At 36.2% G+C, this 26,810-nt stretch carries 26 protein-coding genes and 1 pseudogene; 11 read left to right on the forward strand and 16 right to left on the reverse strand.

Features of this window, described 5'->3' with window-relative positions:
* Window positions 1-42 precede the first annotated feature (42 nt).
* Together BKP35_RS01815 and BKP35_RS01820 are read right to left on the reverse strand one after the other, a co-directional pair.
* The gene (locus BKP35_RS01815) at window positions 43-1,251 is read right to left on the reverse strand and encodes an MFS transporter (protein ID WP_071311677.1); all 1,209 of its coding nucleotides are present in this window, start codon (window positions 1,249-1,251) and stop codon (window positions 43-45) included.
* 142 nt (window positions 1,252-1,393) lie between these two features.
* Window positions 1,394-1,888, reverse strand: a complete 495-nt coding sequence (locus tag BKP35_RS01820; protein WP_071311678.1) for a hypothetical protein — start codon at window positions 1,886-1,888, stop codon at window positions 1,394-1,396.
* Window positions 1,889-2,715: 827 nt separating this feature from the next.
* On the opposite strand from BKP35_RS01820, the pseudogene BKP35_RS20175 reads away from it, so the two are divergent.
* Window positions 2,716-2,850 (forward strand): annotated as a pseudogene (locus BKP35_RS20175) (hypothetical protein); the annotation flags it as partial.
* Window positions 2,830-4,752 carry a formate dehydrogenase subunit alpha gene (gene fdhF / locus BKP35_RS20180; protein ID WP_337959632.1) on the forward strand — a complete coding sequence of 641 codons (1,923 nt, stop codon included), beginning with the start codon at window positions 2,830-2,832 and terminating at the stop codon, window positions 4,750-4,752. The pseudogene BKP35_RS20175 and the gene fdhF, both read left to right, overlap by 21 nt.
* A 52-nt stretch (window positions 4,753-4,804) precedes the next feature.
* Here the strand turns inward: fdhF and BKP35_RS01835 are convergent, their stop codons facing one another.
* Window positions 4,805-6,076, reverse strand: a complete 1,272-nt coding sequence (locus tag BKP35_RS01835; protein ID WP_071311681.1) for an L-lactate MFS transporter — start codon at window positions 6,074-6,076, stop codon at window positions 4,805-4,807.
* Between the two features lie 499 nt (window positions 6,077-6,575).
* Here BKP35_RS01835 and BKP35_RS01840 point away from each other — a divergent pair, with 499 nt between their 5' ends.
* Window positions 6,576-6,764 (forward strand): alpha/beta-type small acid-soluble spore protein, encoded by a 189-nt coding sequence (locus BKP35_RS01840; protein ID WP_071311682.1) that lies wholly within the window; start codon window positions 6,576-6,578, stop codon window positions 6,762-6,764.
* Between the two features lie 8 nt (window positions 6,765-6,772).
* Window positions 6,773-6,916, forward strand: coding sequence for a hypothetical protein (locus tag BKP35_RS19325; RefSeq protein ID WP_169819121.1), 144 nt, complete (start codon window positions 6,773-6,775; stop codon window positions 6,914-6,916).
* 83 nt (window positions 6,917-6,999) lie between these two features.
* Here BKP35_RS19325 and BKP35_RS01845 read toward each other — a convergent pair whose 3' ends face one another.
* Window positions 7,000-7,842 carry a DegV family protein gene (locus tag BKP35_RS01845; protein ID WP_071312211.1) on the reverse strand — a complete coding sequence of 281 codons (843 nt, stop codon included), beginning with the start codon at window positions 7,840-7,842 and terminating at the stop codon, window positions 7,000-7,002.
* Window positions 7,843-8,004: 162 nt separating this feature from the next.
* Window positions 8,005-8,178 (reverse strand): hypothetical protein, encoded by a 174-nt coding sequence (locus tag BKP35_RS19330; RefSeq protein ID WP_169819122.1) that lies wholly within the window; start codon window positions 8,176-8,178, stop codon window positions 8,005-8,007.
* Window positions 8,179-8,436: 258 nt separating this feature from the next.
* Between BKP35_RS19330 and BKP35_RS01850 the strand changes: the two genes are divergently transcribed.
* Window positions 8,437-9,069: a deoxynucleoside kinase gene (locus BKP35_RS01850; protein WP_071311683.1), complete on the forward strand. Its 633-nt coding sequence runs from the start codon at window positions 8,437-8,439 to the stop codon at window positions 9,067-9,069.
* Window positions 9,070-9,086: 17 nt separating this feature from the next.
* Window positions 9,087-9,740: a deoxynucleoside kinase gene (locus BKP35_RS01855; RefSeq protein WP_071311684.1), complete on the forward strand. Its 654-nt coding sequence runs from the start codon at window positions 9,087-9,089 to the stop codon at window positions 9,738-9,740.
* A 113-nt stretch (window positions 9,741-9,853) separates the two neighbouring features.
* Here BKP35_RS01855 and recQ read toward each other — a convergent pair whose 3' ends face one another.
* Window positions 9,854-11,986 (reverse strand): DNA helicase RecQ, encoded by a 2,133-nt coding sequence (recQ, locus tag BKP35_RS01860; RefSeq protein WP_071311685.1) that lies wholly within the window; start codon window positions 11,984-11,986, stop codon window positions 9,854-9,856.
* A gap of 398 nt (window positions 11,987-12,384) precedes the next feature.
* Here recQ and BKP35_RS19335 point away from each other — a divergent pair, with 398 nt between their 5' ends.
* Window positions 12,385-12,537 (forward strand): hypothetical protein, encoded by a 153-nt coding sequence (locus BKP35_RS19335; RefSeq protein WP_169819123.1) that lies wholly within the window; start codon window positions 12,385-12,387, stop codon window positions 12,535-12,537.
* A gap of 942 nt (window positions 12,538-13,479) precedes the next feature.
* Here BKP35_RS19335 and BKP35_RS01865 read toward each other — a convergent pair.
* The 6 genes from BKP35_RS01865 to BKP35_RS01890 all read right to left on the reverse strand — a co-directional run bounded on the left by BKP35_RS01865 (window position 13,480) and on the right by BKP35_RS01890 (window position 18,986).
* Window positions 13,480-14,028, reverse strand: a complete 549-nt coding sequence (locus BKP35_RS01865; protein WP_071311686.1) for a 4Fe-4S dicluster domain-containing protein — start codon at window positions 14,026-14,028, stop codon at window positions 13,480-13,482.
* Complete coding sequence (locus tag BKP35_RS01870; protein WP_071311687.1) at window positions 14,025-14,294, reverse strand: chaperone NapD; 270 nt, start codon at window positions 14,292-14,294, stop codon at window positions 14,025-14,027. Before BKP35_RS01870 ends, BKP35_RS01865 begins: the two co-directional genes overlap by 4 nt.
* A 22-nt stretch (window positions 14,295-14,316) precedes the next feature.
* Window positions 14,317-14,745: a nitrate reductase cytochrome c-type subunit gene (locus tag BKP35_RS01875; RefSeq protein WP_071311688.1), complete on the reverse strand. Its 429-nt coding sequence runs from the start codon at window positions 14,743-14,745 to the stop codon at window positions 14,317-14,319.
* A 13-nt stretch (window positions 14,746-14,758) separates the two neighbouring features.
* Window positions 14,759-17,326, reverse strand: coding sequence for a nitrate reductase catalytic subunit NapA (gene napA, locus BKP35_RS01880; protein WP_071311689.1), 2,568 nt, complete (start codon window positions 17,324-17,326; stop codon window positions 14,759-14,761).
* 193 nt (window positions 17,327-17,519) lie between these two features.
* The gene (locus BKP35_RS01885; RefSeq protein ID WP_071311690.1) at window positions 17,520-18,425 is read right to left on the reverse strand and encodes a hypothetical protein; all 906 of its coding nucleotides are present in this window, start codon (window positions 18,423-18,425) and stop codon (window positions 17,520-17,522) included.
* 189 nt (window positions 18,426-18,614) lie between these two features.
* Window positions 18,615-18,986: a PaaI family thioesterase gene (locus BKP35_RS01890; RefSeq protein ID WP_071311691.1), complete on the reverse strand. Its 372-nt coding sequence runs from the start codon at window positions 18,984-18,986 to the stop codon at window positions 18,615-18,617.
* A 315-nt stretch (window positions 18,987-19,301) separates the two neighbouring features.
* Here BKP35_RS01890 and atpB point away from each other — a divergent pair, with 315 nt between their 5' ends.
* The 4 genes from atpB to BKP35_RS01910 are packed head-to-tail and all read left to right on the forward strand — an operon-like array spanning window position 19,302 to window position 21,351.
* On the forward strand, window positions 19,302-20,015 hold the full coding sequence (atpB, locus tag BKP35_RS01895) for a F0F1 ATP synthase subunit A (RefSeq protein WP_071311692.1): 714 nt from the start codon (window positions 19,302-19,304) through the stop codon (window positions 20,013-20,015).
* 21 nt (window positions 20,016-20,036) lie between these two features.
* Window positions 20,037-20,405: a F0F1 ATP synthase subunit B family protein gene (locus BKP35_RS01900; RefSeq protein WP_071311693.1), complete on the forward strand. Its 369-nt coding sequence runs from the start codon at window positions 20,037-20,039 to the stop codon at window positions 20,403-20,405.
* 3 nt (window positions 20,406-20,408) lie between these two features.
* The gene (locus tag BKP35_RS01905) at window positions 20,409-20,864 is read left to right on the forward strand and encodes an AtpZ/AtpI family protein (protein ID WP_071311694.1); all 456 of its coding nucleotides are present in this window, start codon (window positions 20,409-20,411) and stop codon (window positions 20,862-20,864) included.
* Window positions 20,865-20,898: 34 nt separating this feature from the next.
* On the forward strand, window positions 20,899-21,351 hold the full coding sequence (locus tag BKP35_RS01910) for a DUF3939 domain-containing protein (protein ID WP_071311695.1): 453 nt from the start codon (window positions 20,899-20,901) through the stop codon (window positions 21,349-21,351).
* Between the two features lie 81 nt (window positions 21,352-21,432).
* Here the strand turns inward: BKP35_RS01910 and BKP35_RS01915 are convergent, their stop codons facing one another.
* The 4 genes from BKP35_RS01915 to BKP35_RS01930 form a co-directional block, all read right to left on the reverse strand.
* Window positions 21,433-24,105: a cation-transporting P-type ATPase gene (locus BKP35_RS01915; RefSeq protein ID WP_071311696.1), complete on the reverse strand. Its 2,673-nt coding sequence runs from the start codon at window positions 24,103-24,105 to the stop codon at window positions 21,433-21,435.
* 380 nt (window positions 24,106-24,485) lie between these two features.
* Complete coding sequence (hypE, locus tag BKP35_RS01920) at window positions 24,486-25,490, reverse strand: hydrogenase expression/formation protein HypE (RefSeq protein WP_071311697.1); 1,005 nt, start codon at window positions 25,488-25,490, stop codon at window positions 24,486-24,488.
* 2 nt (window positions 25,491-25,492) lie between these two features.
* Entirely contained in the window at window positions 25,493-26,602 is a 1,110-nt protein-coding gene (gene hypD, locus BKP35_RS01925) for a hydrogenase formation protein HypD (RefSeq protein ID WP_071311698.1), read from the reverse strand.
* On the reverse strand, window positions 26,586-26,810 hold the full coding sequence (locus BKP35_RS01930) for a HypC/HybG/HupF family hydrogenase formation chaperone (protein ID WP_071311699.1): 225 nt from the start codon (window positions 26,808-26,810) through the stop codon (window positions 26,586-26,588). The genes hypD and BKP35_RS01930 overlap by 17 nt, the downstream gene beginning before the upstream one ends.

Consider the following 26,810-nt stretch of genomic DNA (forward strand, 5'->3'; position numbering starts at 1 on the left):
ATCCGCTTGGCTACCATCCTAAAAATATATATTCTCAATTCATTAAAAACCTTTCACTTTCTCTAATGTATGTTCTTCCTCAACTTTTGTGAGTTTATCAGCTTTTAAGGAATAGAATAAAATTGTAATACCTGCAATAAATAATACCGCTCCAAAATAAAAGACGAACGAAATGCCGAAATAGCCCGAAAGTACTCCTCCTAAAACTGGACCTGCTACATTCCCTAAAAAGCGAAAACTTTGGTTATAACCTAACATCTCACCTTGTATTGATAATGGCGCTAACTGTCTAATGTATGCAGTCATACATGGAATTAAACCACCAATCGTAATCCCATATAAAAAACGTAGAAATATTAATTGCCAAATACTTGTTACAAACGCTTGCGGGATAAAACATACAATGGCAAGGCCTAGGCAAATCATTAACACTTTATCATGACCGATCCTATCACCCAAATTACCCCAACTTCTTGTAGAAACTAAGTTTCCTAATCCGGTAATCGAAAAAGCTAAACCGGCTAAAAAAGCTAGATTAGCAGCACTCGTTAATTCATCAACATACAATGCCAGTAACGGCTGCACACTAAAGTTGGCCGTTTGAATCAAAAACGATAAAAGCATAACTGCTAGTAAAAGCTTACTTTTAAAGACAAGTTGAAAAACTTCTTTTCTACTATAGTTCTTCTTGCTTGTTCCTTCCTCTTCTTTATTCATTACTTCTTTAATACCGACTGCAACAATCACAGTCGCAAAAGCAATCACAGACGATGTTAAAATAAAAGTATATTGAAAACCGACTGCATCTACTAAACTACCACCGATTAATGGACCGAATAAACCACCTGAAACTGTGCCAGTTTGGACCGTTGCTAGCACTTTTCCGGCTCTTTTTTTATCTGTTTGAGCAGAAATTAGTGCAATTGAAGTTGGAATAAAACCTGTTACAACACCCATAAACATTCTTAAAATAAATAGCTCCGTAACTGACGAAGCATAACCCATTAAAAACGTACTTAAAGCAATTCCGAAGCCGGTAATGATTAAGATTTTCTTTCGGCCGTGCTTGTCGCCAAACCTTCCCCATAAAGGTGATATTAAAAACGCCGTTAAAAACGTAATTCCAAACACGAATCCTGACCATTTTTGAACGTAGGCACTTGAATACTCACCAAATGTCCCGATATATAATGATAAAAATGGCAAAATCATCGTCGCGCTGGCTGCAACTAAAAAGTTACAAATCCACATTATTAATAAATTTCTACTTTGAACCTTAATAATTAAACACCTCTGCTCCGCTAGTCCTTCGTGTGCCTAAATATATTATACACGTAATTGTTTGAAAATTGAAGCGAAAATAAAAAAGAACACACTTTAAAGGTGCTCTAATTCATCGAATTTTTTGTCCACAGCTATGGCAATATAAATGATTTCCGTTATTTCCGGCTTTACATTGTTGACATATGATTACATTTTGTTTTACAACAAGCGATTCACGAATTATAAAAAATAGACTAGTTAAAGTGACACCAGCCCCGATAGTCGTAAGAGAAATGGCCGTCATCACCTGTTCTGGCAATGGCACGTATTGATGAAAAATAGTATTTTCAGTAAAGTAAAGTGAACCATACCCTAACAGAAGAGCACCAATAACAACTGCTACCCATAAAAAACTACTTAAACGTCTATTTTGAACTTCAATTATTTCTGTCTGTTTTTTTTCATTTCCATCAGATTTGAGTTTCTTGTTACTACTTAGTAAAAAGATAATCATCGTTGCAATCGCCACTGATAGCACAAGGTATATAATAGACCTGGAAATTAAACTGATAAAAATAAAAAAAAGAGCGACAATTAACATTCGATAAGCTTTACGCGTGTTCATCACAATTCCACCTCACAGCGTTCCAATAAAAACTAAACTTATCATAACATAAAATACACATTATATTTGTAGAAACCTTCATGACGATATTCCGTCACCATCTAATATTTAAAAGAACGAGCGATTTCCTTCTCTTCGCTGTAAACTTCTAACGAATTTTAGAGGCTCATACAGGATATCACTCTTTCTTTTTTTCATACAAAACGCTCATGACGGTAACCGTCACCAGTTAATATGGAAAAGAACGAGCAATTTCCTTCTCTTCGCTGTAATCTTCTAGCGAATTTTAGAGGCTCGTTCACGAAATTACTCGTTCTTTTTTTATACAAAACTGTAATGACGAAGCACCCGTCACCATATAAGAAGTAAATGCCGACCGAAATCTATTCCAACTTTCTGCTAACCTACAAACCCCTAAACAACTTTTACAAAAAAAAAGCTATATTTTCGAGAACTATATTAAGTCCTAGAAAATATAGCTTTAAAATGTTTATTTTATTGATGCTTATCTACTTAATAAACGCTAATTTTTCATTTTTAAACTTATTTATTAATTTACCACATTTTTTCGTTTCACGAAATAATTTCATCTTAATACTCTACGCAATAAACCCTTTTGTTATTATTCACAAAAACTCCTTAATTTCTATTGTAGAAGTTTGTGATTTTTGTACTTATTATATTTTTGAAATTTTGATACAATTAGTAGTGTATTATTATTCCTAATCTTTATATTAGTATATTTCTTTGGAATTAATACATTTTCTAAGTAGTTTGATAGAAAAATGAGAGGGGAGTTTTTTAAAATGGGGAAACAAGAAGTCAAAATGATATGCAGTTATTGTGGTACAGGCTGCGGTCTTATAGTAGAAGTAGAGGATAATAAAATTGTAAAAGTAAGAGGGGATAAAGAAAGTGCGGTTAACAAAGGACAAACTTGTATAAAAGGTTCATTTGCCTACAATTATGTCCATGCTAAAGAACGGTTAACAACACCTCTTATCCGCAAAAATGGCGAACTCCAACCTGCGACTTGGAAAGAAGCTTTATCATTTATTGCTGAAAAACTTACATCATTTAAAAAAGATTTTGGGCCAGATAGCATGTCTATTTTTGCGTGTGCTCGTGCTACGAATGAAACGAACTATGTGACGCAAAAATTTGCTAGAGCTGTACTCGGAATGAATAATATTGACGGTTGTAACCGAACATGACACGCTCCTAGCGTTGCCGGTCTGGCAACTGTGTTTGGTGATGGTGCTCCGACAAACCGTTTTGAAGATTTCGATAAAGCCGAAGTATTACTGTTGATTGGTTCGAATACTACTGATGCTCACCCGGTTGTTGCTAATCGTATCAAAAAAGCGGTAAAAAATGGCGTGAAGCTAATTGTCATTGATCCTAGAAAGATTGATATGACGAAATCTGCAGAGAAACATTTACAACTTAAAGTTGGAAGTGATATCGCGCTTTTAAATGCAATGATGCACGTGATCATTGAAGAAGGTTTATACGATAAAGATTATATTGCAAGAGTTTCAGAAGGATTTGATGAACTAAAGGAAAAAGTAAGTATGTATACCCCTGAATACGCTTCAGAAATTACTAGAGTTGCTGCTGATGATATTCGTGAAGTGGCACGCATGTATGCTTCTGCAGATCATGGAATGATCGCCTATACTTTAGGTATTACAGAGCATCATTTTGGTGTTAACAACGTATTCGATATTGCTAACATTGCACTTCTTACTGGGAATATTGGTAAAGAAGGTACAGGGATCATGCCACTACGTGGACAAAACAACGTGCAAGGTGCTGGAGACATGGGCTGCTTACCAAATCAGCTTACAGGTGGCTTGAAAGTGGTTAATGAAGCTGATCGCAAAATTTTTGAAGATGCCTGGGGGGCCGAACTGCCTGCGGAAGTCGGTCATACACAAACAGCGATGCTTGAAAAAATGACTGCTGGCAAAATGAAAGCATTATATGTCATTGGTGAAAACCCAATCTTAGCCGATGTTAATATGCATCACACTACACAAGCTATTCGTAACGTTGACTTACTCATAGTTCAAGACTTATTTTTACATGAAACTGCTAAAATTGCTGATGTTGTATTACCAGCAAGATCTTGGGCAGAAGTTGATGGTACTTATACGAACGCTGACCGTCGTGTACAAAGAACTCGTCAAGGAATCGAGGCTCATCCTAACACAAAAGGAGATTGGCAAATTTTATGTGAAATTGCTACTTTAATGGGCTATGAAATGAACTATAACTCGAGTGAAGAAATTTGGAATGAAGTAAGATCTTTAGTGCCGCATATGTTTGGTGGAATGACGTATGAGCGCTTTGACAATGAAGGGGGCCTAAATTACCCTTGTCCGTCAGTCGATCATCCAGGAACTTTTATATTACATGAAAGATTCCATCAAGGGATAGAACTTAAAGAAAAATCACGATTCGTTCCCGTTGATTTTTCACCACCAGCGGAGCCAACCGATGATGAGTATCCTTTGACACTGACTACCGGAAGACGTTATGAGCAATATAATACAAATTCGCAAACGGCCTATTATCCAGAAAAGATTAAATTAAAACAAACGGAGGAAACCGTTGATATGCATGCTGACGATGCAGCTAGCCTTAATATTGAAGATGGCGAATATGTTGAAGTAGCATCAAGACGTGGAAAAGTAAAAGTTAAAGCGAAAATTTGTAAGAAGATGCAAAAAGGTGACGTCTTTATGAGCTTCCATTGGGCTGAAGTACCAACGAATTCATTAACGATTGATGAATTTGATCCTATTTCAGGAACCGCTGAATATAAAGCGTGTGCCGTAAAAATTTCAAAACTTGCATAAAAAAAGGAGCCGGTCCAATAGGATTTCGGCTCCTTTTTTATATCATTAATCATTAGCTAGCTTTTTCAACTAATTTCTTTTCATTAAGTGCTTTAACTCTTTTAATATCTTTCATCATTAACAATGAGGTAATAAAAGCAATTGCAAGGAAACCAACGAAAACATAGAATGTTAAGTTATAACTATTTGTCGCTCCATGAATATAAGCTACTAGTTGTGGTCCCATCACTCCTGCCATTGACCAAGAAGTAAGAATTAAACCATGAATTGCTCCTAATTGTTTTGTTCCGAATAAATCACCAATAAATGCAGGTAATACTGCAAAGCCACCACCATAAATGGTTAAAACTAAGAAAATCAAAATTTGAAAGGCAATTACATTTGTAATGTTAGGCAAAATTAAAAATGCCACTAATTGAATTGCAAAAAATATTGGATATATTCTTGACCTTCCGATAAAATCCGAGGCACTTGACCACCCAATTCGACCACCACCGTTGAAAAGACCCATAAATCCTACCATACTAGCAGCTGCGATTGCAGTCATTCCAACTTTTTCTTGAGCCATCGGTGAAGCAACTGAAATTAGCATTAGTCCTGTTGAAATATTTATAAACATCATCACCCATAACAACCAAAACCTTTTCGTTTTCGAAGCTTGTTTCGCTGTTAATTGCGCTAAGTCTTGCGTTCCTTTAATATCGTACTTTCCTCCACCTACAGCTGACGGATCCATTCCTTTCGGTGCCCATCCTACTGGTGGTTTAGCTATATATAAAGCACCTAAAGTCATGAATAGAAAGTATGCAGCCCCTAAAATAAAGAAAGTAGAAGCCACACCTAAGCTGCCAATTAATTGTGCAGCAACTGGACCAGCGATTAAGGCTCCCGCTCCAAAGCCAAATACAGCCATTCCTGTCGCTAAACCACGACGATCAGGGAACCATTTTACAAGTGTAGATACTGGTGAAATGTAACCTAAACCAAGCCCCATTCCACTTAACACCCCGTATGTCAAATAAAATAACGGTAAAGATTCAAGGCTAACAGCTACACCTGAACCAATAATCCCTGATGCAAAAAGAATTGCTGCAAGCAATGCTGATTTACGAGGGCCATTTTTTTCAACAAACTGACCAAAAGAGGCCGCAGATATTCCTAGAATAAAAATTGCAATTGTAAAAGCCAATGTAACCTGGGTACTTTCCCACCCTAGCTTTTCTGAAAGTGGATTTTGAAACACACTATAAGCGTAGGCGGAACCAATGGATGTGTGAATTGCTACTGCTGATAACGCGATTAACCACCGATTTTTTTGTTTCATTTTTTTAATTCCTTTCTCATTTGAATTTAGCTTATTTTGGGCAACTTTGTTGCCCACAGCGATATACATGCGCTTTATGCGGACATTAGTAATAAGATTAAAATATGATCCCCTTACCATCTGGTCATCAGATGACCATTACCTCACTATTACTTTAAGCTATTTCTAACTGATTTGAAAATGCTTTTTATCACTTTTTGAAAAAAAATCATCTTTTTATTAAATCTTTTTGACAATTGTTAACTTATTGTTGATTATTTTCATTTCCAACTAATGAAAAAACAAGTTATAATTTTGATAAATATTTTTTATGAGGTGATTATTGTTATGAAGGATACAATCATATTAATTAGTTCACAGGAGAGATTTCAACAATGAAGCATTTCATTGAACAAAGCAGTAAATATCGAACAGTTAGCCTATAAATAACTACGTTGGATAAGATTACAATTCATATATTCATTCCCTCAGGCAAGTATATAGGCAAGGAGGGATTAAGATGCCAAATAATAATAAATTAGTTGTACCTGGCGTTGAGCAAGCATTAGATCAAATGAAATATGAAATTGCCCAAGAATTCGGAGTAAAACTTAATGCAGACGACACATCTAGATCTAATGGGTCAGTAGGTGGAGAAATTACGAAGCGTCTTGTTCAAATGGCTGAACAACAGCTTAATGGCAAATAGGAGTAGCTATGACGAAACGTAAACATTTCCGTGATGCTGCTGCTAAGAATAATTTCACCCCGACTGAAAGTGTGTATAACGAAGAATTTGCCGATGAAAATGTAGACATTGCAAAGGCGAAAAAAAATAATAAACGAGTACCAAGAGGTTGATAAGAAAAGCGAAAGCGCAAAAAGGTGGGCCAAAAGTGTTTGACACTTGTTTTGGCCCACCCTCTTTTATCGCCTTTCATCTCTTATTCAGCAAAATACATTAAGGCAATCGCACCTGGTCCTGTATGTGTACTTATAATAGGAGTTGTATCAACAATTCTAATATCGTTAAATTGAGTTTCAGCAATTATCGCTTCTTTAATTTTTGTCGCTAATTCTAGCGTATCAGCGTGAGCGATCCCTACAGATTTGATCGTTTTATTGGCTGTCTCATCCTGTAGCTGCTTGATAAAGTATTTTATAAGCTGAGGATATGTCCGAACCTTAGAAACAGGTGTGTATACACCATCGGCTAGGGAGGCAATTGGCTTAATTTTCAATAATGAACCAACTAAAGCTTTACCTCTTCCAATTCTTCCTCCTTTTAATAAATATTCAAGCGTATCTACCATTAAATACAACGAACTATTTTCTCGAACTTGATTTATACGACTAATAATTTCTTCTACTGTTTTACCTTCTTTAGCCATTTTCGCAGCCTCTACTACTTGAAATCCTAAAGCAAAAGAAATAAATTTCGAATCTACGACAGTAACTTTTGATTTAGAAATTTCCGCACCACTTTGTGCTGAATTAAAAGTACCACTCATTCCATTCGATATATGTATTGAAATAATTTCACTGCCGTCGGCACCTAAACGATCATAAATTTCTGCGAAAACACCAGCAGCTGGCTGTGACGTTCTAGGTATGTCTTTTGCTTCCTTTAATAATGTAATGTATTCTTTCGCACTAACATCAACTCCATCAACGTAAGACTTCCCATCTATAGTAATTGTTAATGGTACAACTTCCACTCCTAAGGCATCTAACTCCTCTTTAGGAACGTCTACAGTCGAATCTGTAACGATTTTTACTTTACTCAAAATAAGCACCCCCATTTGAAAACCTCTTTTAGAAAAGAGCATTAATATTATTTTCTTCTATCATACTATAAAAACTCTAATGTTGTTAAGTTTAGATACATGAAGGGATAAAAAAAGATAAGAGCAAAAAACCGTGAGAGTTTTTTTGCTCTTATCTTTTTACTACTCAATGCCACTTTCTTTGATAGCATGTTCCCAACTAGGGAAGTAATGGAGGGCACTTCTCATTAGATCAGGATGAGATTTTTTTACTTTCTTCTTAGCGAGAGCTTCTCCGTCAGAATGTAATTGATTAATGGAACTAATTACATCATTAGCACTCATTTCAATTTCCATACACAAACCTCCTTTATGTAGCGTCAAATTTAGTTTTTCCTAAATAAAAGGCTTATATACTATTTTTTCTATATAAACAATAATTTTCCACTAAGTGAATTTCATAATTATTTAAATTGTTGCCAACAGTTCTTCAAATACTTTATCCCTTTATAAAAGAACCTTTCTTAAACTATAAAATAATAACCCTACCAGAAGATAGGTCTCTATGTTAAAATAACCTTTGTCTATTTGTTTGTTGAAAAAGGAGGAAACCTGTTGAAAAATGTACCGTTTATTGCAGTTGAAGGGCCAATTGGTGTTGGAAAATCATCTTTGGCTAAAGAAATTGCAAAACAATATCGATATACGTTATTAAATGAAATTGTAGAGGAAAACCCTTTTTTAGGAAACTTTTACAACGATATAAAAGAGTGGAGCTTTCAAACTGAAATGTTCTTTTTGTGCAACCGCTATAAGCAGCTTGAGGACATTGAAAGAGGTTATTTAGCAAAAGGGGTACCGGTAGTTTCAGATTACCATATCTTTAAAAACCAAATATTTGCTGAACGTACCTTAGAGGCGAGCCAATATGATAAATATAGACAAATCTATTACATATTAACCGCTGATATGCCTGAGCCTAATTTAATTATTTATTTAAGAGCTAGTTTAAATACATTGTTAGACAGAATTTCACTCCGTGGTAGAGAAATTGAAAAAAATATTGATCCAACGTATTTACTTCAGTTGACTAAAGATTATGATCAATTCATGGAAAAGTTTATTAACGATCATCCTCACGTCCCAGTATTAACATTCGATGGCGATCAAATTGATTTCATTAAAAATAAAACGGACCTCGAAATGATTTTTTCTAAAATAGATCATCAAATTTGTGTAAATAACTAGTAATGGAGCTGAAAATAATGAATGATACTACGCTTCCTAATAATGCCCTAATCACGTTAGCTGGTACGGTAGGTGTGGGTAAGTCGACATTAACAAAAAACTTAGCAAATGCGCTACATTTTAAAGCATCTTATGAAAAAGTAGATGGTAATCCATACCTAGAAGATTACTATTCAAACTTCAAACAATGGTCTTTTCATTTACAAATTTATTTTCTAGCAGAACGTTTTAAACAACAAAAAGCGATGTTTGAAAGTGGTTATGGTTACGTGCAAGACCGCAGTATTTATGAAGACGTTGGTATTTTTGCCAAATTACAATACGATCAAGGGAATATGACAGATCGTGACTTTGATACGTACAGCTCGTTGTTTGAAGCAATGACTTTATCCCCTTATTTTCCCAAGCCAGACGTTTTAATTTATTTAGATGGATCACTCGAAAAAATTATTGAGAGAATTAATATGCGCGGTCGTAAAATGGAAATCGAAACTCCAATTAAGTTTTGGGAAGACTTATATGAGCGCTATCATAATTGGATAAATGAATTTACCGTATGCCCGATACTAAGATTAGATATTGAAACTTATGATAGCCGTGACCCTGATTCTATTTCGGCAATTATTAAAGAAATAGAAAAAATTACAGCTAAGGAACTCGTGCTGAAATAGATAGAAAGATTTTACTGCGGACATATGTCTGTTCTACTTTAAATAAAGCAATTATTACCTAATTAGCAGAACAGATGTCCGCAACACCATTACAAAAACATAAGAACGCTTGTCTATTTATCCTTCAAACACAAAGCTAATTTAATATGAAAATAACTAATTTCTTCTGGCAATGCTTCCTTTAAAGACTTCAGCTTCCCATCGCCAATTTCCTCATGTTTTTTAACAATTAACTCACGATAGGAAGTGGGTATAGCCCTCTCCCAATCTAGGTCTATAGCATCCATCGCTCCTTGTACAAGATGTTGTTCAACCGTCGTTTGTTTTAGTCCACGTTGCAAAACGATCTCGTTAATCTCTTTACCGTCGCTAAACATTTTTACTGTTGTCAAATAACTAGGCTCTTCATCTATTTTCTCAGGTTTTTCATTAGCTTGTTGACCTGCATCTGAAATTTGATTTTCTTCTGTAAAGGAGACGATTGCTTTTAAAAACTCTTCTCCATATTTGTCAAACTTCATCTCCCCTACTCCTTTTATTTGGAGCATGTTTGCTTTCGTCTTCGGATAATACTTACACATCTCTTTTAAGGTTGCATCCGAAAAAATAATATATGGAGGTAAGTTTTCGTTATCTGCAAGCTGTTTACGCAATAGGCGAAGCTCCTCAAAAAGTTCAGAGTGAATCGGCTCTTCTTTTTTGACTGGTTTCACTTTTTGAAATACTTTTTCTCCACTTTTTAATACAGCAACCGCTCTTTCAGTTAAACGAACCGTAGGATATTGTCCAGTAGTCAATCCTAAGTAACCTTCTGCAATAAAAAGTTGGATGATCTCGGCAATTTCTTTTTCAGTTTTTTCTTTCATTAATCCATAGGTAGTCAACTGTTTTAACCCGAGTTCTTTAATTCGTTTATTGTTCGATCCTTTTAAAACTTGTGCTACTAATGTAACTCCAAATCGCTCTTTCATTCGTGCAATACAACTAAATATTTTTTGTGCTTCTAAAGTGACATCGATTTCTTCTAGATCTGATTTACAGTTAGAACATTTTTCACACTCATGATTTGCTAGATCACCGAAGTAGTTAACAATAAACTTTTGTAAACATTTGGTCGTGTGGCAATAATCAACCATTGCTTGAAGTTTACTATATTCATGGCTTTTACGATCGATATTAGATGCAGACTGTTCTATTAAAAATTTTTGTGTTTGTACATCTTTACTCGTGTACAGTAATACACAATCACTATTTTCTCCATCTCTACCGGCTCTACCCGCTTCTTGATAATACGCCTCCATACTTTTCGGGAGTTGATAATGAAGCACATAGCGAACATTCGATTTGTCGATTCCCATTCCAAAAGCGTTGGTCGCGATGATAATTTTTTCATTATCAAAAATAAAGTTTTCTTGATTTTCCGCTCGTGCCGACTCTGACATTCCACCGTGATACGTTGCTGACGATATTCCGTTTTTTTCTAAATAGTTGTGTAACTGTTCCACATCTTTTCGCGTCGCTGTATAAATAATGCCACTTTCACCGCTGTAACGTTGAATAAAGTCGAGCAAGTATTTCCGCTTGTTTCCCGTCTTCACCACTGATAGTGCTAAATTTTCGCGTTCATATCCTGAAATGAACGATGATGGAGTATTAAGCTTAAGTCCTACTTCTATATCTTCGGCTACCTGTTTCGTCGCCGTCGCTGTAAGTGCAGCTACAACGGGCCGTGGAGAAAACTGTTGTATTAATTGACCAATTTTAGCATAGCTCGGTCGAAAATCATGCCCCCACTGTGAAATACAATGTGCTTCATCGACAGCAATAAAGTCAATCGGTAATTGTTGAAGAAAATGTATAAATGAACTTGATTCTAAACGTTCAGGAGCGACATACACAAGTTTATAAGCACCTTGTTTTAATCCAGCGCTTATCCGCTCTTGGTCCCTTTGTGAAACCGTACTATTTAAATACACAGCAGGAATTCCACTGTTATTTAGTGTATCAACTTGATCTTTCATTAACGAAATCAACGGACTTATGACAATTGTAATCCCCTTAAAAATCATTGCTGGAACTTGATAGCAAATCGATTTCCCACCACCAGTGGGCATAATACAAACCGTGTCATTTCCTTCTAATATTGTAGATATTAGTTCATGTTGATTTTTACGAAAGCTACTATAACCAAAGTATTTTTTCAAAACTTTTAACGGTTGATCATTTACAAAACTTGTTTCAAGCATATCTCCAACTCCATAATTTTAAAAAGTATCAATGTAACCATACCATAGCGCTTTAGGTTGTGAAAGCTAAAATTAACGATAAATTAATGAATTTCATAACTCAATATAATCGCCATAAGCCACATATGTAGTTGCGTTAAATCTCTCGCAACTACATATAGTTTATAGAGCTCATTTTTAGTAACTATGACATTTACTCAAATGAGTGAATTTTATAATTACCAAAAATGAGCCACACCACGCAATATATACTTTGCGAATGGCTCTAGCGCAACTATATATATTGATCTTAGTGGCGAAAATAATGAATTATGAAATTCATTAAAATATAATAAGAAAAAAAGTTCATAATATTAATGTTCATGTTTCACTTAATTTAATGTAGGAGCTGATTTTCTTTGACAAAACGAAAAAGTAACCCAAGAAAAGAAGGTAAAAACAAACACGGGGCACACGTAAGCCCTTTAGGAAACTCGCCTCAGCAAGAGTTTGCTCGTGAGCCTTATGTCGAAGCTGGACAAGCAGGACGACAACACAACGATAAAAGGTAGCAAGAAAAGTGACTACTAAATTGCAACACAATTAGTAGTCACTTTTTTGGGATGATGTGCAGTAGTTCGCACTCTCTAGTTACGTTTTATGGGGAGAGTGTGCAACATCGTGTTTTTTCGTATTACGGGGGGAGTGTGCAATTGCAATATAAAAGAGAGAGCAAAATGCTCACTTTAAGCTTTCGATTCCCTTTCTCTTGCTTTGAGCTCAGAAGAGTAATCATTCAAGCATTTGGATTACTCTTCTCTTGTTTTGAGTCGAGGAGAGTAATCATTTGGCGTCACCCTAGACCATACAATGGATTTGACGAGTGCGTTTAACAGATACTGGAATTTACACTCGCTTATCACTGGTTTTGACCAGCGTGTTTAACAGATACTGGAATTCACGCTCACTTATCACTGGTTTTGACCAGCGTGTTTAACAGATACTGGAATTCACGCTCACTTATCACTGGTTTTGACCAGCGTGTTTAACAGATACTGGAATTCACACTCGCTTATCACTGATTTTGACCAGCGCGTTTAACAGATACTGGAATTCACACTCGCTTATCACTGGTTTTGACCGGCTTGATTTACAAATACTGGAATTCGCACGCGTCATACGTGGTTTTATATATATGTATTTTACAGATGATGTAATTCCGTTGCATCAACCCACGTCTACTGCACACTCCCCCCATAATGCTTACTACCCGATACTGTACAATTTCCATCTTGAACTAAAGGATTAGAATTAGTTCAAGAAGCGATTGAAAATAATACAAGTAATGATCCAGTTCATCAACCGGATCATTACTTGTCTCCAAAAAACACCGCATTTTTCGGTGCGATTAGGCGTGCGTTATATTGTGTAAATTGGAGTTTTGCGATAGGTAACGGCCCCTGGTGATAATGCGCCCTCTTTTTTGCTACCGATACGCCACTTGCACAGTTCTTTTACACCCTAATATAAATCCCTTTATAAGATTGAATACAAGCAGATACACATTGACCGCAACCATTACAATTTTCTTCGTTTATAACCGGCTTTCCATCCTCCATTGATATAGCAATTGGTCCTAAGGGACATGCTCTAACGCAATAATCGCAAAGAGTCCCTTTATGTGCCAAACAGTTATAAGTAACAACTTCTGCAATTCCTATCTTTTCATTTTCTCCACTTTCCTCTAGTGCCCCCGTTGGGCAACTTGTAATACATTTATTACAAAACGTACAAGGTATTTCATTCGGATTAATATATGGTGTTCCTGCTAGCTTTGCACCGTAGTCACTCGAAAAAAGACTAATAGTTGCCGTAGGACAAACATCTTCACACTCACCGCAACGACTACATGTAGCCACAAAACCTAGTTCTTCCCCTGCTCCAGGGGGACGAATAAAGTTTCGCTCATGCTCTATTGTAGCGCCAATAATGGAACCTAAAAATTGAAACGACGAACGAAAATTCTCCTTTATATACTGTCTACGGTTTAATTTTTCGGTCATTGTTTGATCACTGATTCTTGGTGTTGCATCGCCTCATCATCTTCAAAGTTTGTGTAAGCGAGACATATCGATACTATGCCATCAATTTCTTTAAACTTTTCGCCGACGCGATAACTTTCATCAACCGAAGGAGCTTCAAGGGTTAAAATCAATTTTACGCCCTGCTCAATATGATGTACCTCTACTCCCGGAAGCTTGTGAAGTTGTTCTATGACTGTCTCAGTTTTTCCTTTTACTGTAATTAGCATAAATCCTGATATGACCATGCTTACACCTCCGTAACTAAAATTAGTTATCTCGATTAAACGCTGGTTTTGGGTCACCTGTATCTAAACCGTGACAAGTAACACACGTAAATCTCTCTCCAACAATCCCTTTATTACGATCTTCATCAACAAAGTGATCAATCGGTATTTCTCTTGCTCCTTGCGCATGACACATTAAACAACTATCACCCTTTATTTTTGGGTCCCATCGCCCTGCATGATCAGCCGGTTGTAATGTTGGTGCAGAAATTAAGACCATTGTTGCTGCATCTGCACGTTCTTCGTTTAATTGTGGTACGTTTGCCTGTTGTGTAGATTGTTGTCCTGCAGTACTTTGTGGTGATTGCGCTGTTTCACTTCCTGAATTATTAAACAACGATACACCAACTACGATCGCAAAGATCACAATGGCTAAAGAGACAGCAAATAGAAAGTAATTTTGTTTTTTCATCCTCGTCTCCCCCCTATGCCTTCATAATTTTAACAGCACTTTTTTTGAAATCAGGCTGTTTCGATATTGGACAGTATGCATCTAACGTTGTGTCGTTAATTAGCGTTTCTTCCGCAAAGAAAGGCACGAACACATAACCTTTTGGTGGTTTTCCACGCCCCGTAGTAGTTGCTTTCACTTTCGTTTCACCACGACGCGACTTAACAATAACCCAATCCATATCTTGAATACCGATTGCTTTGGCATCATCAGGGTGGATTTCACACAATGCTTCAGGTACTGCGCGATGCAATTCCGGAACACGTCGTGTCATTGTTCCGCTATGCCAGTGCTCGAGAACGCGACCAGTACATAACCAAAATGGATATTTTTCATCTGGAATTTCAGGAGCATCTTCAAACGGGCGAAAGAAAACGGTTGGGCGATGATCATTAGATTTGTAAAAATCAAGGTTTTTATATTTACCTGGAGTACCGAACGTTTCTACTCCTACTTGATCAAAACCATCCTCTTGTTTTCCATGAGCATAGCGCCACTTCGTCTCCATCCATTCTCCATTAACTTCACGAACTGGCCAACGAATCCCATGTTGTTTCAAGTATTCATCGTATGGAGCAAGCTCTTTAGCACTCGTTTTTAATTTAAATCCTAACTCTTGTACTTTTGGATTCGGATGAACGTGAGGAGCCGAAAATAAACGATATTCATTAAAAACTCTGCGACAAACGTCATTATGATCTTCGATTAAATTATTTTTTTCGTAATCCCATATGTCTGTTCCCTCTTTACCAAAAATCACATCAAAAGCATCTTTGTCACCAATTTTTTTGCCTTTGAGTACTCTTTTAGCTACTTGTACAATTGCCCATAAATCCCACTTCGCTTCTCCAGGAGGTTCTTGGCACTTCTCAAAGATGGCATTCCGGCGTTCCGCATTACCAAACATGCCTTCACGTTCCACCCACATTGCAGCCGGTAAAACGACATTAGCCATCTCCGTTGAACGAGTAGGATACACGTCTGATACGACAATAAACCCATCAATAACCCCTTTACCATCTTCATCGATTCCACGATAACGGTTCGTTTTCGGCATCGTTTGACCCCAGTTGTTCGACATACTCCAAAGAAACTTTACATTACCCACTCCAAGCTCTCTGAACATAGCAACTGTATGAAGTCCTGGTTTTTCAATGGCATCTAAATATCCTTCTGGTAAATTCCAAATCATTTCACTAAAACGACGGTGCTCAGGGTTACTCACAACTAAGTCTGCTGGTAAGCGATGGGAGAACACACCGACTTCACGAGCAGTGCCACAAGCACTAGGTTGCCCTGTCAAAGAAAACGGGCCACTGCCAGGTTCACTAATTTTTCCTGATAAAAGGTGAACATCATAAATTAAGTTGTTCATCCACGTTCCGCGTGTATGTTGGTTAACTCCCATCGTCCACGTAGACATAATTTTTTTATTGGGATTTGCAAACTCTTTTGCCAACGCTTCTAAGTCTGCGGCAGGAACTCCTGACAATTCAGAAACATATTCAAATGTATACGTTGAAACCATTTCTTTAAATTCGTCAAAACTAATATTCCAATTAGCATCTGCTTTTTGACCTTTTTCTGTCTGATCATAATCATCTTTCAAAGAGTGCCCTAGATTTTCAGTACCTGCTTTGAATTGTAAATGTTCATCAACAAATTTTTTATCATAGGACTCCGTTTCTAATAAGTAATTTACAATACAGTTAGCGATCGCTAAATCCGTTTGCGGTCTAAAAACCATTACTTTATCAGCTGTCTCAGAAGTACGAGTATGATAGGTTGTGATGTCATAATGTTTAACATTAGGGTCAGATAACTTTCTGGCAGTTAAACGTGAGTATAATACGGGATGCATTTCCGCCATATTCGCACCCCAAGTTACAAATACATCTGCTTTGTCTAAATCATCATAGCAGCCCATTGGTTCATCTGACTGGAATGTTGACATAAATCCAGCAACAGCACTCGCCATGCATAGTCTTGCATTTGGATCTATATTATTATTTAATAAACCAGCTTTCCATAGCTTAGCCGATGCATAGCCTTCATGAATCGTTTGTTGCCCAGAACCCCAGAAAGCTATTGAATTCGGATCATTTTCATGGGCTTCTTTTAGTTTACTAGCAATTAAATCAAGTGCTTCCTCCCAGGATGCCTCACGAAAGCCATCCATTGTCCCCTTTTTCGAATTGTCTTCACGAATTAAAGGTTTAGTTAGCCGGTCTTTACCAAATAAGATTTTCCCTAAGTAATATCCTTTAATACAATTTAAACCTTTACTTGAACGGTTATCAGGATCTCCTTTAACCGCTATTACTTTTTCATCTTTGACACCGACTAAAACTCCACAACCCGTTCCACAGTAGCGACAAACAGACGTTTTCCATTCGTCTGGTTCAATCGATTGCGCTTCAATGTCCGCTGGATCTCTCTCAGGTTCCTTCGGCTCTTGTGTTGATTTTTGACTACAACCAGCAGCAATCATAGCTGATGAAATCGCAGCTGCTTTTAGTAAACTTCTTCTTGTAAGTTCCATTTCAAGCTTCCCCCTTTACCTCTCATGATTATAATGGCAACTTTAATATACCTCTAAGCCTCATTGTATCTTTAGGGGATTGCTTGAAATGTGAAGAAAGTCACTCTGAACGTGTGAAATAAATCACAACTAAACTAAAAATGTGACAAAGTTGTCAAAGAAGAAAAAGCTACGTCTCTGACGTAGCTTTTTCTCAATACATCCATTTCAAATGGTCATCAATAATTTCATTTTCATCAGGTACGTAAAACAATTGAACAAAAATAATTGCTATCAAGTAACAGATCACTGTGTATTGAATCAAGTAAGGAAACCTTATTCCTGTCGGGAACCAAAATTGAATAAGCGAAGAATAAACCGCCGCCAGCATGAAAATAGGAAAACCTACCCAAAATAATAGTGAAGTTTTCGAACGTTTCCATAAAATAAAAATCGGCATTAAAATCGCAACTAACAAGGCTCCTATAACAAATTTAATTATGACCGTAGTGTAAAAGTTAAAAACAACTAGTACTTCACCGCCTATTTCTGAATAGTAAGGTTCTATAAAAGGAGATAGTAACCAGCTCGTAAAGTAATAAATTGGTACAAAACATATCCAGGCAATAAAGAAGCGAAAAAACCAATTTTTATTACTTCTAAATTTAAAATAGGTAGAAGCTTCATTAAATACAGAGGTTAATTCACCCACCGGACGCCATAATAGTGCTACGACAAGAGCAAATAGGAAGGAAGGAAATATATGACTTATTACCTCATATGAAAACCCAGCTTTTGTATTTAAAAAAAAGGCGTCTCCAATTCTTATTATAAAGTAAAAGAAAAAGTGGTAGATAAAAATGGAAAGAAATCTTTCTATAAATCGCTGCTTTAGCATTAAAAACAATTCGCCTATGAGTGCTGCAATGACCGCTGTAATAAGTAGAAAGTAAAACGTACTCATGAAATCTTCTAAAAAAGTAGGTGTATTTGGTGTATAAAGCCCTAATAAAAGAACGCTTATATATCCAACAAATGCCCCTAATAATGTGATGCTTGCTACTAAAATACCTTTTAAAAACGAAAGAGTAGAATATTTTGTTAAAGAAACTAAGTTCATGTGTACCCCCTTTCTACTCCAGTTAAACCTTCTAAAATATTTATTTACAATTATTAACTTCATTTAGATTGAAGAGAATTTTCCCTTTTACTCTCATTCTATTTTATTTAACTATACTCCATTTTTTTGATGTTTTTTGTGACACATTTAGTACATTTATAAATATGTAAAACTGTCGGCCACTAAAAATCAGTAATTAGCATAAACTCCATTTGCCTTAGCTACTAATATTTCATTATCATCGTAAATAAAACAATCGACATGAGTTAACGTTCTTCCAGACTTAATTAGCTCTGCACAAGCTACTAAGTTCTTTCCTTTTGCGCCTTTTAAAAATGTCACTTTAAGATCTACAGTAACAACTTTTTGTACCCCACAAACATCTGTCTGTATTGTGTTACACATGGCAACATCAGCTAATGATGAAATAACTCCCCCGTGAACAACACCAACACTATTTAAAAATAAATCTTTTATCGGTAACGTTACCTTTATTTCTTTTTCATTCGTTCTTACATATTGAAATCCTAAAAATTCATCAAACGGTTGTTGAATAAACATTTCAAACTCCCCCAATCACCTTTATTTATTTTATAATATTCTAAACATTATTTTTATTTTATAAATATCAAACAAATTTGTATACCTTAAAATTAAAGGAGTATAAAAAAGGTAGATCTATAAATTAAAAGTTACACAATTCCTAAAAAATAGTTAAATAGTTCACAATTTTCAGCACATTAAGCATAACGTCTGCATGTGAAGCGCCATATACATATAGTAAGAAAGTAATATATTAACCATTCACCTTAAACAATTTTAGAAATACTAATGATCGATCTACGCTTTCTCTATTTAAGGGAGGGGGAAACTAATATGCACCACTCAAGTCCACTTGTCCAGTGGTTTTCATTGACCTTCGATCTCTCCATTGTCCTTACTACTACAGTAGCCTCACTACTTGTGTTTTTATTCGTCTACTTCACTACTAAAACAGTAACGACCAAAATTCCTACTAGTCGACAAAATGTGATCGAATGGATCGTTGAATTCGTCCAAAAAATAATGAGGAATACAATCGGATCCTCTAGAAATATGTTCACGCTATCGTGCGGAATTACTCTATTACTCTATATTTTCACTGCCAATATACTAGGGCTTCCTTTTACGATTATTGCAGGAGAGGATCACGCTATATGGTGGAAATCACCAACATCTGATGCTCATGTACCAATCACTTTAGCGATTATGATGATCGTTTATTCCCATTACAATGACATTCGAACTTTAGGGTTTAATCATTACATCACCGGTTATGTTAAGCCCTTTAAAGCATTGTTGCCTACCAATATAATGGAACAATTTAGTAACACACTAACGTTAGGATTACGACTTTTTGGAAATATGTACGCAAAAGAAATCATGTTGTTACTACTCATAGGTTCAATAAAAAAAGGGATTTTTGTTGGAATACTAGCCGCTGTACCACTTTTAATTTGGCTAGCATTTGGACTATTTATCGGCGCGCTTCAAGCATATATTTTCGTTACGCTAACGATGGTTTATGTTTCTTTAAGGCTACAACATTAATCTTAACAAGGAGGATCGATTATGGGCGATATTACGATCTTTGGAATTCCAGTCGCGTTAGGCACCATGCTTTATCAAGCGTTTATTTTTACCGTTCTCTTTTGGCTTCTTCACAAGCTGTGCTTCAAAAAAATTGTCGACGCATTAGAAAATCGGAAAAAGCATATCGAAAACCAACTTACTGTCACTGAACAATATAAAGAAGAAGCAAAACAAAAATTAGAGGAACAAACGAAATTATTAGAAGAAACGAGACGTGAAGTATTGGAAATGCGTAAGAAGTGCAAGGAAGAAACGGAACAATTGCTTAAGAATGCCCGTGATGAAGCTTACCAAATTCGTGCTAAAGCGGTTGAAGAACAAAAAAAACGTTTAAATCAGGGGGCATAGAAGATGAAGAGAACGATCATAAAGAAGCACGACAACTTCGAAGAGAAATTTGAATTTATCGATGAGGAAAAGTGGGTATATGTTCATTACTCAAGAGGTGAATATCAAAAAAAAGCCATGTTTTTGAAAAATAATGAGCAATCGATTGAGCATCATTTAGATGACTTCTTTAAGGAAAACAACGTAACCTTTCGAATGGAACATGAAATAAAAAAAGTACTTTATAAACAAAAACTGAACTTAGAAACGCTTTTAAAAGCTTCCTCATTACACTTAGGTATTGGGATTATGTTTGCTCTTTCTTGTATTATTGGTTTTAAATTAGGAACTCATTTTGACATGACTTATGGAAAATATCCTCTTTTTACACTCATCGGACTTTTCACTGGAATAGGCTTAGCTAGTTTTACAGGTTATAAAATGATCAAAAAGTATATTATGCCTGATTTTAAGGATTAACAAGCAGTTAGTCACCTTGAGGGGAGGGGCATTCATGTTCTGGTCGAAACGTAAAAAGAAAAAAAAGCAATATCCATTCATAGATGTTACCATTCAAGATGTCCGAAACGCAGTAATAACCTTTTCTGATAGATTATCAAAAGGGGTGTTTACTACAATATTAGTGAACGAGGATAATAGCATTGATTTTGAACAACTTGCTCATATTATAGGGGGCATTCCTACGAAAAATTTTTATATGTCAAAAGAAACCTTTGATATTTTTGAAGAGGAAGAAAAGGAAATACCAGCCACCCTAGATAGTGTTCAACGTGCTGTTGATGGGTATGTCAAACAGTTCAAACAGCCCCCCATTATTACCTTTGATCCAAATTTTCGAGTAAACTACCATGTTTTAATGCAAGAAGGTTTTCTCGATTTCCGTCCAGACATTCCGTTGTACATTCATAAAGACGGTATGATCACACACATTAAACCTTCTAAATAAAAATAGGCTGCCCCATAAGTGTCTGAAACTTTTTTTGGGTGGCCTCATTTGGTGCCTAACCATATCTATTCTGTAACAATATCACTTTACAAACAGGCCTAATTTTCTTGTTATTACTTTCTCAACCTCCACGATCAATAAAATTACTACCCCCATGATGATCGCAATGATCCAGTAATTGAAACTTATTGGTGCGGTACCAAATATTGTATTCATAAATGGAACGTAAATAAGCGCAACTTGTAAAACAATTAGGAAGCTTGAGACGACCCACACAGCTTTATTTGTAAAGAAATCTTTATTAAATGCAAAGTTTCGTTCACTTCTACAGTTGAATAAATAAAACAATTGGAGAATCACAATCGTATGCAATGTAACGGTATTTACAACTGCTTGATCATAACCTTGATTATGAAGGTGGATGTTTAAAACGAGTGAAGCACCACTAATCATTAAAGCAACAAATATAATTCTAAATATATAATAACCACTTAACAATGGGGTTTTCAGTTCTCTAGGTGGCCTTTCCATTGTTCCTTTTTCTAAACGTTCAAAGGCAAAAGCTAAAGATAAAGTAACAGAAATGACCATGTTCACCCATAAAATTTGGACTGGTGTTAGCGGCATCGCTATCCCAAACATAATGCTTGCGATGATTAGAGAGGCTTGCGCACCATTTGTCGGGAGGATAAAAAGGATCGTTTTCTTTAAGTTATCATACACCCTTCTTCCTTCTTGGACAGCATTTACAATCGTTTTAAAATTATCATCAACGAGAACCATTTGTGAAGCATCTTTAGCAACCTCAGTTCCTTTTATACCCATAGCAACACCGATATCTGCTCTTTTTAGTGCAGGTGCATCGTTAACACCGTCACCGGTCATTGCACAAATTTGACCTTTCTCTTGCAGGGCTTTCACTATTCTCAATTTATTATCTGGGCTAGTTCGAGCAAATATATCAAATTTCATAATTGCTTCTGCAAGCTCTTCATCGGACATTTGATCAATATCTTTACCTTCAAGTGCGGTTTCTCCATCGCCAATTCCCATAACTTTTCCTATCGTCATCGCCGTACTTTTATGATCACCAGTAATCATTTTTACTTTTATTCCTGCTTTTTTACACTCTTCAATCGCTAAAATCGCTTCTTCTCTAGGTGGATCCATAATGCCTGCTAAACCTAAAAGTTGAACACCCTCGGTTAAATGTTCATGATCAATAGTGGTCACACTTTGAGGCACTTTTTTATAAGCTGCTCCGATAACTCTTTGACCAGTACTTGCGTATTTTTGTACTTTTTCTTCCCAATATGCTCGATCTGATGGCTCTAAGTCGGTCATATCTAGCAAACGGTCAGGTGCTCCCTTTATATAAATCACTTTTTCATTATTTTGTTCAACTAATACAGCCATATATTTATATTCAGAATCAAAAGGGACCTTTGATTGTACCTTTAATTTTCCAACTTTTTCATCAGCCTTTTCGCTTAATGTAATGAGACAACCTTCTGTTGGATCACCATTTATCGTCCACTGGTTATTTTCCGTTTTACGTATACTAGCATCGTTACATGTTCTAAAGCACTTCAGCATCTCTTTTAGCAAATATTCTTGACTTAGCTTTATATGCGTTCCATTTTTCAAAATAGCTCCCTCAGGAGAATAACCCGTTCCTGTAACTTCGTACTCGGCACTTTCTGTCACAACTGATGTCACTGTCATTTCATTTTTGGTGAGTGTCCCCGTTTTATCTGAACAAATGACAGAGACCGCACCGAGCGTTTCAACAGAGGGGAGATTTCTAACGATTGCCTTTTTTCTAGCCAAATTTTGTACACCAATTGCTAAAATAATCGAGACGATCGCCGGTAAACCTTCAGGTATCGCTGCTACTGCAAGCCCTATCACGGCAAGTAATAATTCTGCAGCATCGAAGCCTCTTATAAAATAACCAAATGCATACATGAAAACCGCCGCAACTAAAATAACTAAAGATACCATTTTTCCGAATTTAGTTGTTTGTTTTATAAGAGGTGTTTTTATTTCATCAACTTCTGAAAGCGATTTACTTATTTTACCTATTTCAGTATCTTTACCAGTCGCAGTTACAACCCCTACTCCTGTTCCTGCTGTCACTGCTGTTCCTGAAAAAGCCATATTAATTTGATCACCTAAAGCTGTTTTACCTTCAATTTTTTCTGAAACTTTCTTAACTGGTATCGATTCTCCTGTAAGAACAGCTTCCTCTATTCGTAAGTTTTCGCATTGCACGAGCCTCATATCTGCTGGTATCTTATCACCACTACTAACGATAACAATATCCCCAGGCACTAATTGTGAGGAGTCAACCTCCGTTCTCTCTCTATCCCTCAATATATTTGCCTTTAGTGACAATAAGTTTTTTATCGAGTTCAAAGCTTTTTCGGCTTTATTTTCTTGAAAAAAACCGATAAAGGCATTAATAATCACAACCATAAGAATAACAGCAGTATCAATATAATGACCAAGAATAATCGTTATTACAGCCGCAAATAGTAAAATATAAATAAGTACATCATTAAAATGCTTTAAAAACCTTATTGCTAATGATTCTTTCTCTGGTTCTGGTAATTCATTATTCCCATACACATTAATTCTTTCGCTGACTTCTTCTTCAGTTAAACCATCATCAATAACTACTTCCAACTTCGATGCAACTTCCTCCACACTTAAGTTATACCACTCATTATTTTCGTAATCTTTATTTTCCATAAAATTCAGTCCTTTCACTTTGGCTGGAAGGGCAGTTCCTGAAGTGAATCCTATAATTAATATATGATGCGATTAATGAGTAGTTTTCGAAATGTATGACTAACTTGTGAAAAAGGTCTCATATTTAAAAAGTTTACCTTTTCACCAAGAAGAAGTTTATTTAAAACTATCGATGATCTGATGATAAATTCAATAAATTTCATAATTCTTTTTTCCCCACTAAGATCAATATATAGTTGCGTCAAAACCATTCGCACACTATATATTGCACGATGTGGCTCATTTTTGGTAATTATGAAATTCACTCAATTGTGATAATACAAAAAACGCCATAGGGCTACCCATGGCGAAGATTATGAAGCATTCAATTATTAATGAAATCAACAAATTCTCGGTAATTGCATCCCGGCAAGACGGTTTAAGCGACGGCGACTGCCTAACAACATTTTCAAAAATAATCTACCATTAGTTTCAACTTCGCTTACACGTCCAATCGTTGTTGCCTCGCGACCAATGTCAAATTTTTTTAGCACAGCTAACACCTTTTCTTCATCTTCTTTGGCAACAATTAATAGCAATTTACCTTCATTTGCTAAATACAGTGGATCGAAACCTAATATATCACATGCTCCTTCTACTTCCTCTTTTACTGGTAAGGCATCTTCATTAATCTCGATTGTCACATTAAAATCTTCACAAATCTCAACGAGTGTTGTTGCCACGCCACCTCTAGTGGGATCGCGCATCATTTTCACTCGACTAGACACGTTTAAAACTTCACTTGTAAGATCATTTAAAGAGGCACAATCGCTGTTAAGTTCAGTAACTAATCCGAGTTCACCTCTCGCACTTAAAATTGATATGCCGTGATCACCAATCGTCCCACTAATAATTATCACATCTTGTTTATCAATCGTTTTCGGTAACATTTCTTCAGTATTTATGACACCAATTCCTGTCGTATTAATAAAGATCCCATCAACACTACCTCGTTCAACGACTTTTGTGTCTCCACTAACGATTCTAACGTTTGCCTTCTTTGCTTCTTCGGCCATTGAAGAGACAATTTTCTGTAGTTGTGGAATCGAAAATCCCTCCTCAATAATAAAAGCAACCGTAATATATAATGGAGTAGCCCCACTAACTGCAAGATCATTAACCGTACCACAAATCGCTAGTTTGCCAATATTACCTCCACGAAAAAAAGTTGGTTTAATGACAAAGCTATCCGTAGAGATCGTTAACTTTTCTTGAGGTATATGCAGTATGGCAGCATCTAGTTTTGCTTGATCATGATGACCAAAAGTTGTTATAAAAACATTTTGAATAAGTTGGTGCGCGAGTTCACCACCATCTCCATGGGCAAGACTAATTTTTTCTACCATTATTATTCCTCCCTCAAATATTGATACGATGCTGCACAACTTCCTTCACTCGAAACCATACAAGGTCCGATCGGATTAACAGGTGTACAAGCTTTAGCGAATAAGTTACATTCCTCAGGTGGTATTAACCCTCTAATAATCTCACCACAGCGACATCTTGTTGGTTTCGGTTCACCTGCTTTAATATCAAAACGGGATTTCGCATTTAAGTGAATGAATTGGTCACGAATATCTAAACCACTATTTTCGATCACTCCAATACCACGCCAAGCTTCATCACAAACTTGAAAGTACTGATCGATCATAAGTTGAGCTTGACGATTCCCCTCATCACGAACGACATGTTGGTGCGAATTGATGATCTCAGGGTTTTCATTTAATAATAGTTCGATAGACTTATAAATTCCACTTAAAAGCTCTGCAGGTTCAAAACCACAAATCACTCCTGGAACACGATATTCATCCACTAAATATTGATAATGATATTTTCCTAGAACAATTGAAACGTGACCAGGAAGCAATAAACCGTCGACTTGAACATCTCCTTCGTTTAGTAATTTTCTTAATATCGGTTCAACTAACTTCGTAGTCACCCACATTGAAAAATTCGTTACCCTTTCATCATCAGCTTTTTTTAATGCTACAGCTAATACAGGAATCGTTGTTTCAAAGCCTATCCCTAAAAAAACAACCTGTTTATCGGGGTTTTCTTTGGCAATTTCTACAGCATCACAAGGAGAATAAACGACTCTCACATCTCTCCCGTCTGTTTTCGCATCTATTAATGCTCGGTTTGTTCCTGGGACACGCACCATGTCTCCGAACGTGCAAATAATTCGTTCATCGCTTTCGGCTAATTGAATCATAGCATCTATTGATTTTTGATCAGTGACACAAACTGGGCAACCAGGTCCTGAAATTAATTTTACTTTTCCAGCGAGTAACTTTTTCACTCCCGTTTTTGCGACCGCCATCGTGTGTGAGCCACACACTTCCATTAATGCCGGCTCACGACCAAATTTCTCTTTATATTCTCCCGCTTTTTGCTCGATTTGTTTCAGTAGTGCTTGACTGATCGTACTACTAGAAAACTGTTTAAGCGTCTCGATCATTGACCATCTTCCTCCATTCTTCAATACTTGCTTTCGCATACTCTTCGTCAACAATCGACATCGCCTGTCCTGCATGAACAATCACATAATCATCTAACTTTACTTCAGGAATAAAAATAATTCCAACCGTCATTTTTGAGCCCATCACATCAACGACCGCTGAATACTCATCAACTTTTATAATTTTTGCTGGTACTCCTACACACAT

The sequence above is a fragment of the Anaerobacillus arseniciselenatis genome (assembly GCF_001865995.1).
GTDB lineage: Bacteria > Bacillota > Bacilli > Bacillales > Anaerobacillaceae > Anaerobacillus > Anaerobacillus arseniciselenatis.

Bases quoted from the DNA above. Each gene is read 5' to 3' on its own strand.
- BKP35_RS01900 (WP_071311693.1), top strand. From the start codon at position 20,037: ATGGGCGATATTACGATCTTTGGAATTCCAGTCGCGTTAGGCACCATG.
- napA (WP_071311689.1), bottom strand. From the start codon at position 17,326: ATGGAACTTACAAGAAGAAGTTTACTAAAAGCAGCTGCGATTTCATCA.
- atpB (WP_071311692.1), top strand. From the start codon at position 19,302: ATGCACCACTCAAGTCCACTTGTCCAGTGGTTTTCATTGACCTTCGAT.
- BKP35_RS01930 (WP_071311699.1), bottom strand. From the start codon at position 26,810: ATGTGTGTAGGAGTACCAGCAAAAATTATAAAAGTTGATGAGTATTCA.
- BKP35_RS01855 (WP_071311684.1), top strand. From the start codon at position 9,087: ATGAATGATACTACGCTTCCTAATAATGCCCTAATCACGTTAGCTGGT.
- BKP35_RS01890 (WP_071311691.1), bottom strand. From the start codon at position 18,986: ATGTTTATTCAACAACCGTTTGATGAATTTTTAGGATTTCAATATGTA.
- BKP35_RS19325 (WP_169819121.1), top strand. From the start codon at position 6,773: ATGACGAAACGTAAACATTTCCGTGATGCTGCTGCTAAGAATAATTTC.
- BKP35_RS19330 (WP_169819122.1), bottom strand. From the start codon at position 8,178: ATGGAAATTGAAATGAGTGCTAATGATGTAATTAGTTCCATTAATCAA.
- BKP35_RS01875 (WP_071311688.1), bottom strand. From the start codon at position 14,745: ATGAAAAAACAAAATTACTTTCTATTTGCTGTCTCTTTAGCCATTGTG.
- BKP35_RS01915 (WP_071311696.1), bottom strand. From the start codon at position 24,105: ATGGAAAATAAAGATTACGAAAATAATGAGTGGTATAACTTAAGTGTG.
- recQ (WP_071311685.1), bottom strand. From the start codon at position 11,986: ATGCTTGAAACAAGTTTTGTAAATGATCAACCGTTAAAAGTTTTGAAA.
- BKP35_RS01835 (WP_071311681.1), bottom strand. From the start codon at position 6,076: ATGAAACAAAAAAATCGGTGGTTAATCGCGTTATCAGCAGTAGCAATT.
- hypE (WP_071311697.1), bottom strand. From the start codon at position 25,490: ATGGTAGAAAAAATTAGTCTTGCCCATGGAGATGGTGGTGAACTCGCG.
- BKP35_RS01820 (WP_071311678.1), bottom strand. From the start codon at position 1,888: ATGAACACGCGTAAAGCTTATCGAATGTTAATTGTCGCTCTTTTTTTT.
- BKP35_RS01885 (WP_071311690.1), bottom strand. From the start codon at position 18,425: ATGAACTTAGTTTCTTTAACAAAATATTCTACTCTTTCGTTTTTAAAA.
- BKP35_RS01865 (WP_071311686.1), bottom strand. From the start codon at position 14,028: ATGACCGAAAAATTAAACCGTAGACAGTATATAAAGGAGAATTTTCGT.
- BKP35_RS01910 (WP_071311695.1), top strand. From the start codon at position 20,899: ATGTTCTGGTCGAAACGTAAAAAGAAAAAAAAGCAATATCCATTCATA.
- BKP35_RS01905 (WP_071311694.1), top strand. From the start codon at position 20,409: ATGAAGAGAACGATCATAAAGAAGCACGACAACTTCGAAGAGAAATTT.
- BKP35_RS01840 (WP_071311682.1), top strand. From the start codon at position 6,576: ATGCCAAATAATAATAAATTAGTTGTACCTGGCGTTGAGCAAGCATTA.
- hypD (WP_071311698.1), bottom strand. From the start codon at position 26,602: ATGATCGAGACGCTTAAACAGTTTTCTAGTAGTACGATCAGTCAAGCA.
- BKP35_RS01815 (WP_071311677.1), bottom strand. From the start codon at position 1,251: ATGTGGATTTGTAACTTTTTAGTTGCAGCCAGCGCGACGATGATTTTG.
- BKP35_RS01870 (WP_071311687.1), bottom strand. From the start codon at position 14,294: ATGGTCATATCAGGATTTATGCTAATTACAGTAAAAGGAAAAACTGAG.